The following is a 13,106-nucleotide window of genomic DNA, read 5'->3' as shown; positions in this document are numbered from 1 at the left end:
ACAGCCTTGTTGGAGGGTGGCCGCGCCAAGAAAAATGGGAGATTTTCTTGGCGCGGCCTAGGTTCCTATTTGTGTTTATTGCCGTGCGCGTTTACGGGTGTAAAGCGCTACTGCTCCTGCTCCGGTTAATGCCAGGGCGAACAGCAGGCTAATGGTGCTAGCGGTACCGGTTTTTGCTAGTACCGGGGTAGGCACAACGGTTACGGTTTGATCTACATCGTTGATGTCGTGGTGTTCTACAACGTGGGTGCCTTTCGGGGTTTTACCAGTGTAAATATCCTCGAATACTACCCAGTGAGTATCTGCTTTGACTTTGCAGTTACCGAAGAACGATACAGAAATTTTACCGTTACCGGACTTGTCGGCTTTGAAGGTGACCGGTTTGCCTTTCATGCAATCAACGGTTTCACCGGTTTCCTTGTTCATGAGCTTGCCGGTTACGGTGTAGGTTTCACCAGGGATCAAAGAAGTGTATTCAACAACATCGTTAATATTAACGTTGCCATCGTTTACGATCTTGTCCCCATCTTTGCCATCAGTAGCGGTGGTTTTAGCCTTCGGGGAGTAAACCGTCTGGTCTTTATCGGTAATATCGTGGTGCACGATAGGTTCTTTACCTTCGCGCAGCACGTCCTCGAAAACAACCGTGGTTTTACCCGCTAGTAGTTCGGCGCGTACCGGAATATCAATCTCCACTACACCGTTACGGTGCGTAGGGGTGAACTTCTTGGTCGCGGTCACCGGCTTACAATCCTTGCCCTCAGTTTTTTGAGGATGATCTTTCAGGTACTTGACCAGTTCGCTAGAGATAGCTTTAGCCAGTTTTTCCACATCAACGGTTTTCTTCGGGCTGGTCATCGAGACAACTCCTCGGCTTTCTGACACGCCAGCGCCGGTATGAGATTTAGCGCCTACGACCGCGCCGAGACCTAGAATATCTTCTACGCTGTATCCAGCGTTTTCGATTATGTTGTTAAGTTCGCGGCCTTCCCCAAAGCCAGGAACAATAGAGTTCAAAGCCTTAGATGAGACTTTCCCGTCCCTAACTAGGTAATCGTAAGTACCATCGATTTTGATTTTGTTAGCAAAATCGGTGACTACCTTCTGGATTTTTCCGGAATAGTCAGTCACGGTTGCAACATCGTTGCAATCCTGGAAGGGCTTACCGGTGGCCTTGTCCATTAGGGTGGCCTGCAAGGTGTATTCCTTGCCTGCTGCTAGCTCGCGATAGGTCACCTTATCGGTGATGGTTACCATTCCGGTTAAGGGTAGGAACTTGTCCCCGTCTGCCTTGTCGGTAGCGGTGGTGTGGATACCAGGCTGATCCGGTACGAAAGACTCGTTCGGGTCTAGCTCGCTAGTACGAAGCGGCTCTACCCGGTCATCGCCTGCAAACTCGGATACGAACACTAAAGTGCCTCGGCAGTCAATATCTTGGATATGCTCGCCGGGAGCCTCCGGGAAGTAGTCAGCGATCCGGTAGTCACCGTTCTTAGCGGGAATAGTCCAAGACTTAACCGGAGTCATATCCCGGGTTACACCTTCGGCCAGCTTGGTCGTAGAAGGTACGCAGTATAGGTGCTGGTCAATGGTTTTATGGTCGGCTTTGATAGCCCCGTAACCTGCGAAGGTGGGGTGGTTGGTGGGGAACCCATCTACCTTTACCCAGTCGTTAAGGAAGAACTTAGCATCCGATCCAGAGTGGACTTTGATTACATTGTTCTTTGAGGTAATCTTCCCGACAGTGCGTTTTACCTGAGTTTCCCCGGCCACGGTGTAGCCGTCAGTCCAGTTAGCGTGAATCAAGTCGGGAGTTTTCTGCCCCTTCTTGTCTACTGACCATACCCAAGTGTAAAACCCGGGCTTATCGGCTTTTACGGTCGCGGTTTTCTCACCAGGCGCGGTGAAGGTCAAGCTAGTGGTAGCTACTGGCTTCGCGCCAGCAGGTACTGCTTGAGCTTTAGAGGGCAGGGTTTCGCCCATGTAGTAGACTGCGCCCTTATAGGTCACCTCAGTATTTTTAACCCATTCCGGGTTAGCGTACTTCGGGTCTGCGAAAGCCTTAAGAGTGTCAGTGATCTCGCCCTTGTTAGATGCCACGGAAGGCTCAGTTACCTTCGAAGTAGCCATAGGCTGGAAATCAAAGATAACATCCCAAGAACCACCAGGGTTTTTCCTCACCTCTGGGTCTGCTCGGTTAGCAATCATGCGCTGTTTTCCGGCTGGCCCGGTGAGCTTGGTTAAAGCGTCTCGTACTGTGTAGGCGTAGGTGAAAGAGACTTTCCCGTTTCCGGTGGCTCGCCAGTTAACCGTGATCGGCTTATTTGCGGTTTTACCCGAAAGAGTATTTTTACCACTGGCAGTAAATACTGCCGGCCCCTTAAGAGTTAACGTGTAAGGAATGCCTGCAATGTGGTTGCCGGATACGTTCTTGATTCCGATGTTATTGATCGTACCCTCGCGTTTTCCCTCGCCGGTGTGGGTGGTGGAGGTGTAAGAGTGTACCCCGGAGGCTTTGGCTTCTTGCACATATTTACGGGCAAGGTTAACAGCGGCAGGATGGTTGGCTTGTAGCCAACCCCATACCCGGTAAATTTCCGCTTTGCTTGTTGCGGAGTTTTTGTTATTTTCCAGGTTAAAGTGGATAATCATGGAGATTGCTGCCCTGGAGTCGTTAGTATTCACGTTTTCGTATTTGTCGAGAATCCATGCTACTTGGGCAACGTTGGTGAGGTCGATATCGCCTCCACCGTAGTTAGTCATCGCGCCCGCTCCGGTGAGGGTTTCCTTGGTCACCGTTTGGCCGGGGGCAATACCCAGCGGCCCCATTTCGATGCACCAAGCCAGCTTGCCATCTCCGGTTACTGATTCGTGTGCGCCTAACCAATGTTTGGGTGCTTCTCCCATAGTGGATGGCACAAGATAACCAGGCCCCGTTTTTACGGCATGGGCGGGTGTAGGACTCGTTAGGGGTATTACTAACCCTACGATTAGGGCTAGTAGCGCTATGATTGCGCTTCGTTTTTTGGTACCAGTGTTCACTGTTACTCCTTTTATCTACCGATAGATTCAAGGGAGCGTGGCTAGGCATCTGTCTCTTAGCGGTTTTGTACCCCCGGCCAAAAGGCCGGGGGTACAGGTTTTTGTATCTATTAGGAGACAGTGGAAACCCTTCACGTTCCCATATCTATAAAGAAGCCCTGGCAAAATGCTCGCCTATAAATGAAGTGAGCCAGGGGATGATCCCCTGGCTCACTTACAGTAACGATTATTTAATTATGTTTACCAGCCGTGCCACACGTTGCCGTCCTCGTCACCGCCACCTGTAATGGTTCCGTCACTTCCAACATCATTTTTCCCAAATTCCTTTTCGTAAGGCTTCGGTTTGTATCCCGAGTTAGTCTTGGCGGGTTTTTTGGGTGCTGGTTTGGCGGGTGCCCGGTATTGACGTGCCGGTTTTTTCGCCACGGAACGCGATGGGGCAGCTATACGTGCTTGCTGCACCGCCGGTTTTTGCGCCTGTTTCACGGCAGGTTTTTGCGATGCAGACGTGGCCGGAGCTTGTGCCTTAGCGGCGGCCTCCGCCTTCGCCTTGGCCTCGGCCTGGGCTTTTTCCTTCGCAGCTTTCTCGTCTTTAACGCTTTGACTGTCGGTTACGGCAGGTTTTACTGGCTCGGACTTTTTAGCATCTGTCCCGCCGCAGCCGGTTAGACTGATCGCGATAGGGATCGTAATTAGCGCCGCCAGGATACGCTTAGTGGTCTTGGGTTTCATGGTTATTTTTCCTTAATAAGAAGTATTTACCATACGTTTCCGTCCTCGTCTCCGCCTAGGGTTATAGAGACGTCTTTATCCATTTTGTTCTTATCTATCCATACTTCCCCAGGTTTTAGTTTGTATCCGGAGTTATTCTTGGCTGGTTTTTTGGGTGCTGGTTTGGCGGGTGCCCGGTATTGGCGGGCAGGGCGTTGTGGTGCGCGCCGAGCTGGTGCGGGCGCGGCAGGCTTTTGCACTTGCTGCACTGCTGGTTTATTCCCGCTATTGGTGGCAGGTTGTTTCTGTGCTGGCGCTGCCGGTGCTTGTGCTTTAGCGACGGCCTCAGCTTCTTGTTTGGCTTTTGCCTCAGCCTGTGCTTTTTCCTTCGCAGCTTTCTCGTCTTTAACGTTTTGGCTGCTGGTTACGGCAGGTTTTACCGGCTCAGACTTCTTAACGTCCTGACCATTACAGGCAGCCAACCCCAACATCACCGAGATAGTAATAACACCGGTAAGCACACGACAACTCAACTTAGACAACATCACTTATACTCCTCAGAGGATAGGGGTCTGCTGTATCGGTTAGCCCAGCTAAAGACTAGCACCACGTATTGATAACGTTGCCCTCTTCATCACCAATTATCCCAAACATTACCCTCGGAATCACCACCACCGGTAATGTTCCCATTCTTGTCAATGCTATTCTTATCAAACTCCCTCTCACCGGGTTGGAGTTTGTATCCGCCTCCGTTGTTACCGCTATGGGTTTTGGGTTTTGGCGCAGGTTTTGCGGGTGCCTGGTATTGGCGGGCAGGGCGTTGTGGTGCGCGCCGAGCTGGTGCGGGCGCGGCAGGCTTTTGCACTTGCTGCGCTGCCGGTTTATTCCCGCTATTGGTGGCGGCTTGCTGCTGCGCGGGCGCTGCCGGTGCTTGTGCTTTAGCGGCGGCCTCAGCTTCTTGCTTGGCTTTTGCCTCAGCCTGCGCCTTTTCCTTCGCTTGCTGAGTTTTAACGCTTTGGCTAGTGGTTACGGCAGGTTTTTTAGGTTCGGATTTTTTAGCGTCTGTACCGCCGCACCCGGTTAGACTGATCGCGATAGGGATCGTGATCAGCGCCGCCAGGATACGCTTAGTGGTCTTGGTTTTCATGGTTATCTTTCCTTTATTTACTTGGTCGGGTCAGAGTTTATGGGACCGGGAGGAATACTACCTGGGGGTAGCTGCTCATAAACCCTTCCATTGTTATGTTCTAATTCTACTTGGTTTGTTTGAGTTTTAATAGCTGTCTCAATCCATTTCGCCCAGGATAACTGGTGGATTGGCAGGGTTTGCAGCCACGCCTGCCTAGCCCGTCCCACGATTTCAGCATCTAGGCGCACCGTGATCTTGGTTTGCCTGACCGCTTTAGCGGCTTGCGGTTCTGTGCGGCGCATTTCGGCTGCCTGCCCCGGTTTGGCGGGGGTTAGTCCAGCGAGTTTAGATCGCCTGGGCGCGTTATTCATGGTGTTCTCCTTTCACTTGTTGATATATTTCCTGGTACTTTTCTTGTAGGTCTGCTGTGTTTGCTGCCCATTGGTCGAGTCCTGCTCCGCACTCCACACAGTCGGATATGACGGCTCGTTTAGGGATTGGGGGTTGCAGGATTTTAAACCCGCCTTGTTTGGAGGCTGTCCGTAGCGCGTCCACCCAATAGGTTCCGGCTCTGGTTCTAGCTTCGTGCTGGTTAATGAGCACTCCCGCTAGGGTGAGGCCGGGGTTTTGGGTTTCCCGTACCGCGTTCATGGTTTCTAGCAGGCTGGCAAGCCCGTTAGTAGACCATTGCTTTGAGTGCGTCACGATAAGGGCTGTGCTAGCTGCTACTAGGGCGTTTATCAGTAGGGAGTCTAGGGATGGCGGGCAATCAATAAGACACAAGTCGTACCTTTCGCGCACGCTATCTAGGGCTTTGCGGAGCCGGTTTTCACCCCCGATCCGGGATAGCAGGATTTCATCTCTGACTACTCCTAGCGCGTCCCCAACTGTGGGCACCAGGTCAGCACCTTCCCAGATGGTGCGGGTGATGACCTCGGGCAAGGTCTGCGGGGTGCGGGTAGAAAGCGCGTCTGCAAGGCCGATAGTGTCCTCAGCCAGTAAGTCTGGCGTGAGGGCGCTGGTTAGGTTTCCTTGCGGGTCACAATCAACCACTAACACTCTGCTGCCAGCTAAAATAGCGGTGCGGGTCAGGTGGAACGTGGTGGTAGATTTACCGACTCCGCCCTTCTGGTTACATATAGCGATAGTAATCATTACGGTTGTCCTCCAATCGGTGTGGCGTTTTCGATTTCATGTTTGGTTTTCTCCTTGGTGATGCTTTGGATATTCTCGATTTGCGTCAAAATCGCGCCTAGCTGCCGGATATTCTGGTAGTGAGCTATCGCCCAGCCCTCCAGTCTGTAAGCCGCATCTAGCAAGGCGTTTAATTTTTCTATGCCCGTCTGAAAATCCCGAGGAAAATCTTCGAGAATGCCTTTTAGCTCGCCTAAGGCAACATCGGATTCTTCGCGACAAGAAATGATTTCGTTCTGATAGCTTTCTATACCCCAAAGGTTGGAAAGCGCGTCATCTATCAGTTTTTTCTTAGTAGCCATTTTTTTAGTAGTCATTTCGTGGTTTCCTCCTTGGTGATGGTTTGGATATTGCGATTACTTTTCGTGCAGCGTTTACTAGGCGTGCCTCAGCTACGAATCTTTCTTTCATTTCTGCCCTGGCGGGATTATTTGTTAGCGCTTGTTGTAGCAGGTTGGCTGATATTTCCCAACCGGTTGTGCTCTCCGCTTTGGCTGCTTTGGCGTAGGTTAAGGCTTGATATAGGTCGCGCGCGGCTTGAGCTTTTTTCTGTCGGGTTGTACTAGATAGCCAAGCGGTGATTTGGGTTTGAATATTGTCATGGGTTTTATTGTCTATTCGGATCATTTGATTGCTTCTTTCAATAGTTGATCGGCCTGTAAAGGCGTAGCGGTTAGGGCTTTTAAGGCTTCTACCTGGTCTGTTTGAGAAACATGGATATACCTGGCGGTCGTGTTTGCTGACTCGTGGCGCATGAGGGTTTGGATCACGAACATCGAGGTACCGGTTTGTAATAGCTGGGTAGCGAAGTAGTGTCGTAGCTGGTGAGCGGTAGCGTTTACCCCGGCGCGGCGCATATTGGTTGCGATACACCGGGACACGGCGTGAGAGTCTTGCGGTTGGCCAGGATGATCGGGATGGTGGAAGAAGTATCCGTTGCCTACATGGATTTTCGCTCTCTCTAACAGCATGGGATGTAGCGGCAAAGTAACAGTCTTATTGCCTTTTCCGTGGATGGTTATTAGCCCGTCAGCAAAGTTAAACCAGTTCTCGTGTAACCTAGCGATTTCTGATACCCGCAACCCGGCATAGGCTGCGAAAAGAATCTTTGAGCGGGTATCGGTGCGCAGCGGGTAGTCAAGTATCTGCTTTAACTGATTCGGGGTGATAGCCTCCGGACGCTTTAGCGGCTCTTTCGGGCGTTTAATCTGGTCAGTAGGCGAATCAAGCCTGAACTTGATTCGTTTAAGGTGCTCATAGAAAGCGTAAAGATGGGTGAAGTAGCAGGCTTTAGTGCCTTGATCTTCAAACCTGGCAAGCCATTGCACTATTACTTGCGCGGTAGCGGTTTCGACTAAGGCTCCGGTTTGCCGCTCAAACTGATTCAGCAACCTTACACGTTCTTTTACGGTGCTCGGTGATAGCCCTTCGGCCTTCATGGTTACGCCCCACTCGTAAATCATTTTCTCGCTCATTTGATAAAGCCCTTTCTGTATCCACGGGTACATCCGAAAGTGGATGCACCAGCAATAACCAGAATGAACAGCAACACCAGCGTTACAGGCGTTACTGGCTTTGCGGGCGTGGCGGGTAATGATGGCAGTACCGGCGTAGCTGGCAGTGCCAGAGTTGCTGGCAATAGGGATAAAAAAATGTGAACTTTTGTCGATTTTTCAACGACAAACCCGCTGTGAACAGCTAATATGTTCAGGTACTTGGGATCAGAAGGTTGCAGGTTCGAATCCTGTCGAGCGCGCCAAACCCCGTCCTCGTTGTGATCCAGCGGTGACGGGGTTTTTCCAATTTTCTTTTATCTGACTGTGATTATTGGGTGGTTATCTGGGGTATTAGCCCTAATGCCAGAAACTGTTTAGTGCTCAGATCCATGGCAGTGAGCTGTTTTTAACAGTTTTAGGTTTTTGTCCATCAATCTATTGCATCACCTAAGGTCGCTAGGGGATACTTGCGTAAGTAAAAAAGTCTTTATGGATTGAAATTGTCACGTCGAACAGTATTGGGGAGACATGAGGGATTATTCTGTTCTATTCCGTGGAATGCTCGGGCAGAGCATAGCTAAACTATTGGCTTTAGCCTTAGCAACCGCCTTAACCCTCACCATCGCGGGTTCGGTGACTGTTTCTCGTGCTTATGCCGCAGACGCTTTAGGGGATCAACAGGTTCAGCAAGTAGGGCAGCAGGTTCTCGCTGGCCTCCAGCAAGTTGATTTTCGCGATAAAGCCATCAGGGACAAACTTGCAAAGACCAACTTCACGGCAGCCGAGAAACTAAACAAAAAAGTTGCGATTTGGAAGGACAATAAAGATAAATACCCTACCCTTAACGATGTCCCGGACGAGGTAGTACTCCAGGCGCTACAAGAAGAATACTTACTCGCTTCCGATATGGAGGGCGCATTTAACCAAATCAAAAAGGATTTACCAACAATCCTCCCGCTAATGCTAAAAGCAGATTCCCAGGTAGCTGCTGCGGGGAAGAATAAAGACGTCACCTACTATGTGAACGCGATTAAAAACGATACTGCTGGTTTCCTGATTGGCGCTGCCTATCTGCAACGTAACTATGGTTTCAACATAAAAGAGGGTGCTACGGTTGCTCGCCAGCTGATGACGGAAAATAATGCTTTCGGGAAAGAATACGCGCCCCTGGATATAGTCAAAACTATTGGGCAGCAGAACGCTGACCAGCGCAAAATGCTGTCTACTCCTAAACTGTTTAAAGAGGTTTTAGGTGGGAAGATAGCTGACCAAACCGATTTAGGGACTTTCCTCAATGACCAGGTGACTAAGACCGGTCAAAAACCTGCCGATTGGTTCTGGAAAACCTCTAAAGCAGTAATTTTTGAAAAGAAGTCAAAGGCAAACCCTACTGCTCCCTATCGGGTATTCGATAAGCTCAAGAGCGAACCCAACGGTCAGGCAGAGCTACTTGCCCTATTGAACGTGTCAGAGAACTCTCTGTATGTCGCTTCGACAGTCGAATCCATCATGTACGGTCTGACCGATACCTATGTAAATCGCGCGCTCAAAGACGCTGATCCCGATGCCTATCATGCAGAACTAGAAGCTTTTGAAAACAAGGTCGAATACGCCGCTGAACGCCAAGCCGACTATTTGGATTTTTGGTATCGCCTAGCAAAAGAGGATAAACGCGCCCAACTTGTAGGTAACCGCCGCGTATGGGACAACCAGCAGATTAAGAATCCGAATGAGAATTCTGCTGCAAAACGGTGGTCGCCTAAACAGGGTGTGGGGGTTGCCAGCGGAGTTATAGAGTTTATGACACCGTTAGGCTACTATTTTACTTTCACGCAGGCAGATGGAGTGGCCGACATTAATAGCGGACAGATTCACTACTGGTTAGCCAATGGTCTAGATGATCGCGGGCTGACTACCTATGCTCACGAACACACGCACCAAATGGCGAATCAAGTTCATTTTGCGGGATATGGTCAGCGTTCCGGGGCGAGTGCCGAACTGATTACTCGAGGCGTGTTCGAGCCGTGGCATCAGAACGATCCCACTGATAAAGGGGCAAACTTCGACCTCAACCAGATTTTTGATCGCAGCGATCAAAATCCTTACGGCAATAAAACCCCTGAACGTTTCCAGACGGCCGATGATTTGAAAACCTATTACGGCAACCAGATGGATTTAATCTATACCTTAGATTTTCTAGAAGCTGAGGTAGCTTTATCCAAGGACGATGCCACCAAAGCAAAGCTATTCAATAAAGCCTCCTTGTCCGGCAGAGACGAAAAGTTTGACAATATCACTGTCGATGAGGCAAAAAATCTTAAAACAATCAATGATCTGGTAGATATGAACGCGGTAGCCTATCGACTTATGGTTGAGGGGCAAAAGGTAACCGGTACCGCTAAATATAACGGCTACTATGCGATTCCCCTATTTACCCCGATTTATGGAGCGCCCCATAATCCCAATGGGATGAGCGGTGATATCCATACTAAGCGCCTAAGCTGGGAGATGCTTGCGGCATACGGCTACTACGAGGGCATGGTTCCCTACCTGTCTAATCAGCTAAAACCAGGCAACGTTGCGCAAAATACTCAGTTTAGCGACGACGTGATTATTTCTAAGGTGAGTGGCGGTACTTACCCCACTATGGCGGCTTTCAAAAAAGCTCAATATGCCGAGCGGATTGCTAAGAAAGATAACCTAAAACCAATCACTATTGATTGGGAGGGAAAGACCCAGCAGATTACCACTTACGCTCAGCTCAAAGAGTTGATGGATGCGGCTGTAGAGGACGACCTTAAAAATAATATCCTGCAGCAATCGGGCTGGTACAGCAAACTGCCCACGCGAACAAAGGTGGAACAGTTAAAGAGCGCAATTTTCTTAGCGTATAAAACAAACACCAATCAGTTTGCTACCAACATCTATAAAGACGCACCCAAGACCTACACGGTCACTTACCGCTTTAACGATTTCGACGCCCTCCCCGAGGACGTGCAAAAGCTGCTACCAACCCCGCAAACCGATATTGCTGCTGGTAGCACGGTGACCCTGGCTCAACTAGGGAAGAAGCAAGTGATTACCGATAAGGGGATCTATGACTTCAAGGGCTGGGAACCTCAGACCATCACGAACATAGCTAAAGACGAAACCGTCACTGGTACCTGGACTTTCACTGCCTATGTGACCCCGAAAGCCCCCAGCAGTCTAGATGAAGACTTTACTGAAGGCAGGAATGAATATATCGGCAGCTACACGTTACCTGAGGTAGAGGGCGTTGAATACCTGGTAGACGGGAAGGTAGTTACTGGAACGGTAAATGTCAGTTCCAATCAGGCTGATGTGAACGCTCCGGTCACGGTTACCGTAACCGCCAGGGCAAAGGATGGTTATAGCCTTAAACCCTCCGCTACGTCCTCGTGGGAGTTTAGGTTTACCCGCGTGAGCGACAAAGACCGATACAACCCGTTCGCTGACCCGATTTCCCTGACAGTGGGGGATACGCTTCCGCTACCTAAAGATGTGGTTAAGTTCCCGGATACTCCCGGTCAGACACCTACCGATTTAGCGAAAGTGAAGTTCGCCTGGAAAGCGCCGACCCCTAGCACGGACACAGTCGGTAAGATCAAGGGAACCATCACTGTTACTTACGCTGATGGCAGCAGTGAAGAAATCACCGTGGATATTAGCGTTAATGCTAAACCCTTGATTAAGGTAAAGATTCCCCAAACCCCTCAGGTGAATGACCCTTGCAATAAATGGGTGGCTAACGGGAAAGTGCAGCCAAATGCAACTTGGATTAAACCCAATGATACTGAGCAGGTCACTTGGGAAATCAACCAAGCAAAAGAGCTGATAGCTAAAACCAAAGACGGCTATGTTTTCGAAAATAACACGAGTGCCCACAACTTTGGGGTAGCGAAGGACTCTGGCGATTTCTGCTGGGAGGATTTGGGTCCAGCTGAGACTGTTCCCGATAAGGACCTATATACTCCGCAAGCCGATCCAATCACGGTTAAAAAAGGTGAGAAACTGCCGGAACTAAGCAAGGTAATTACGTTTAAAGGGCAGGCACCAACTGATTTAACTAAAGTCAAGTTTGCGTGGAAAGGTGATGCGCCCAGTACTGAGGAAGCAGGAGAGCTTTCGGCAGTGGTCACCGTTACTTATGAAGATGGCAGCAGTGAAGAAATCACGGTGAAAGTGATAGTGAAGGCTGACGAGCAACCAGGTACCGATCCTACTGAACCTGGTGCGAAGCCAGGTGGAGATGTGCCTGGAACCACCCCTGACCCTGGTACCGGTAAACCGGAAACTAAGCCTGCAGGTGAGGGTGCTTCCTCTCCTAAACCGGGTCAGAGCGCTCCGGCAACGGCAGGGAAGAAACCGGCATTATCTAATACCGGTTCTGTGGGTCTGGTCGCGTTAGTGCTTCTCGCTTCCCTCAGCACCGCAGGCGCGCTGTTGCTTAGCCGTAGACGCAAATCTGCAGAGAAACAGTAACCAGCTGCGCTACTAGGTGGGGGAGTTCATTCCTTAGGTGAAAGCTGAATTCCCCAATCTGAGTGGTTTTGGGTTGGGTCTATGGTGTCTAGGTAGTCAATAACTTGCTTTTTCGCGTCAGCTAGTTTTTTGACCTGAGTGTACTGGTCAGGTGCTATTTTTAATTCCCAGCCGTCCTCCCATGGAGTTGCCTTAACGGAGATTTTCATTTTGCTCCTTGCTGTTGCTTTATGAGCGCTCCTTGTCACTCCCGGCGATAGTTGTTTGGTGCTGACGATTACCGATTTTATCTGACCTTTCGTCCAGACCTCGTGATCTCCCTTACCTGGTTCCGATACCGTGGTGACGGGGTTTCGAATTTCTACAGCAAGCCTCAAGTCTGGTTATATAAATAAAAACACCAGAAATACGCAAGTAAATCTCTTGATATTTTATTTATTTATTCTTAGAGTAGTTTAGCGAAAGGGGTGGATGCAGATGACTACAAACACCGTTAATGTCAATTTCAAACTAAAGGCAGACGATAAGCGTCTGATGGAAAGCGCCTGCCGGGAACTTGGGCTATCCATGAGTGCAGCGTTCACGATTTTTGCTAAAAAAGTTGGTCGAGAGCGCCGAATTCCGTTCGAGGTTTCGGCTGATCCCTTTTACTCTGAAGAGAATCTTACCCGTCTCAAGAAAGCGATTGACGAGGTCGAATCCGGCAGGAAACAGCTGGTTCCGCATGATCTGATTGAAGACTAAAATCATGCAAATTGTATGGAGCGAGGAAGACTGGGAGGATTATCTTACCTGGCAGGCTCGCGACAAAAAGACGTTACGTCGGATAAATCGGCTTATAACGGATATTAAGCGTAACGGGTACGGCTGCATCGGAAAACCCGAACCGCTTAAGGGTTATTTATCGGGTTACTGGAGTGTCCGCATTGACGACAAAAATAGAATCGTATTCAGAATCAATAAATCTCGACTAGAAATTTGGCAATGCGGTTCCCATTATCGCGATAAATAGGATTCCTGGATACAGGAAA

General features: G+C 49.8%; 13 protein-coding genes. 3 read left to right on the top strand and 10 right to left on the bottom strand.

The features are described from left to right. Positions 1-75: 75 nt before the first annotated feature. The 9 genes from ACZ5BI_RS08660 to ACZ5BI_RS08620 form a co-directional block, all read right to left on the bottom strand. Positions 76-2,907, bottom strand: coding sequence for a VaFE repeat-containing surface-anchored protein (locus ACZ5BI_RS08660; RefSeq protein ID WP_464896189.1), 2,832 nt, complete (start codon positions 2,905-2,907; stop codon positions 76-78). A gap of 375 nt (positions 2,908-3,282) precedes the next feature. Further along, on the bottom strand, positions 3,283-3,774 hold the full coding sequence (locus tag ACZ5BI_RS08655) for a hypothetical protein (RefSeq protein WP_464896188.1): 492 nt from the start codon (positions 3,772-3,774) through the stop codon (positions 3,283-3,285). Between the two features lie 26 nt (positions 3,775-3,800). Then, on the bottom strand, positions 3,801-4,274 hold the full coding sequence (locus tag ACZ5BI_RS08650; RefSeq protein WP_464896187.1) for a hypothetical protein: 474 nt from the start codon (positions 4,272-4,274) through the stop codon (positions 3,801-3,803). Between the two features lie 113 nt (positions 4,275-4,387). Continuing rightward, entirely contained in the window at positions 4,388-4,900 is a 513-nt protein-coding gene (locus ACZ5BI_RS08645; protein ID WP_464896186.1) for a hypothetical protein, read from the bottom strand. A gap of 17 nt (positions 4,901-4,917) precedes the next feature. Next, a complete protein-coding gene (locus ACZ5BI_RS08640) occupies positions 4,918-5,253 on the bottom strand; it encodes a hypothetical protein (protein ID WP_024059775.1) in 336 nt (111 codons plus the stop codon). Continuing rightward, positions 5,246-6,037, bottom strand: a complete 792-nt coding sequence (locus ACZ5BI_RS08635) for a ParA family protein (protein ID WP_464896185.1) — start codon at positions 6,035-6,037, stop codon at positions 5,246-5,248. The genes ACZ5BI_RS08640 and ACZ5BI_RS08635 overlap by 8 nt, the downstream gene beginning before the upstream one ends. Beyond that, the gene (locus ACZ5BI_RS08630; RefSeq protein WP_238128295.1) at positions 6,037-6,393 is read right to left on the bottom strand and encodes a hypothetical protein; all 357 of its coding nucleotides are present in this window, start codon (positions 6,391-6,393) and stop codon (positions 6,037-6,039) included. Before ACZ5BI_RS08630 ends, ACZ5BI_RS08635 begins: the two co-directional genes overlap by 1 nt. Further along, a complete protein-coding gene (locus ACZ5BI_RS08625; protein WP_464896184.1) occupies positions 6,383-6,703 on the bottom strand; it encodes a hypothetical protein in 321 nt (106 codons plus the stop codon). Before ACZ5BI_RS08625 ends, ACZ5BI_RS08630 begins: the two co-directional genes overlap by 11 nt. After that, positions 6,700-7,551 carry a tyrosine-type recombinase/integrase gene (locus ACZ5BI_RS08620; RefSeq protein ID WP_316690516.1) on the bottom strand — a complete coding sequence of 284 codons (852 nt, stop codon included), beginning with the start codon at positions 7,549-7,551 and terminating at the stop codon, positions 6,700-6,702. Before ACZ5BI_RS08620 ends, ACZ5BI_RS08625 begins: the two co-directional genes overlap by 4 nt. A gap of 549 nt (positions 7,552-8,100) precedes the next feature. Between ACZ5BI_RS08620 and ACZ5BI_RS08615 the strand changes: the two genes are divergently transcribed. Continuing rightward, a complete protein-coding gene (locus ACZ5BI_RS08615; RefSeq protein WP_464896183.1) occupies positions 8,101-12,075 on the top strand; it encodes a ZmpA/ZmpB/ZmpC family metallo-endopeptidase in 3,975 nt (1,324 codons plus the stop codon). A 26-nt stretch (positions 12,076-12,101) separates the two neighbouring features. Here ACZ5BI_RS08615 and ACZ5BI_RS08610 read toward each other — a convergent pair whose 3' ends face one another. Beyond that, positions 12,102-12,284 carry a hypothetical protein gene (locus tag ACZ5BI_RS08610; RefSeq protein ID WP_464896182.1) on the bottom strand — a complete coding sequence of 61 codons (183 nt, stop codon included), beginning with the start codon at positions 12,282-12,284 and terminating at the stop codon, positions 12,102-12,104. A gap of 268 nt (positions 12,285-12,552) precedes the next feature. On the opposite strand from ACZ5BI_RS08610, the gene ACZ5BI_RS08605 reads away from it, so the two are divergent. Continuing rightward, positions 12,553-12,819: a type II toxin-antitoxin system RelB/DinJ family antitoxin gene (locus ACZ5BI_RS08605; RefSeq protein ID WP_464896181.1), complete on the top strand. Its 267-nt coding sequence runs from the start codon at positions 12,553-12,555 to the stop codon at positions 12,817-12,819. Between the two features lie 4 nt (positions 12,820-12,823). Beyond that, positions 12,824-13,087, top strand: a complete 264-nt coding sequence (locus ACZ5BI_RS08600) for a Txe/YoeB family addiction module toxin (RefSeq protein WP_464896180.1) — start codon at positions 12,824-12,826, stop codon at positions 13,085-13,087. Positions 13,088-13,106 lie beyond the last annotated feature (19 nt).

Source organism: Varibaculum sp. GTC20041, assembly GCF_055387755.1.
The sequence above is the reverse complement of the archived record's forward strand: the minus strand, read 5'-3'. Positions and strand labels throughout refer to the sequence as shown.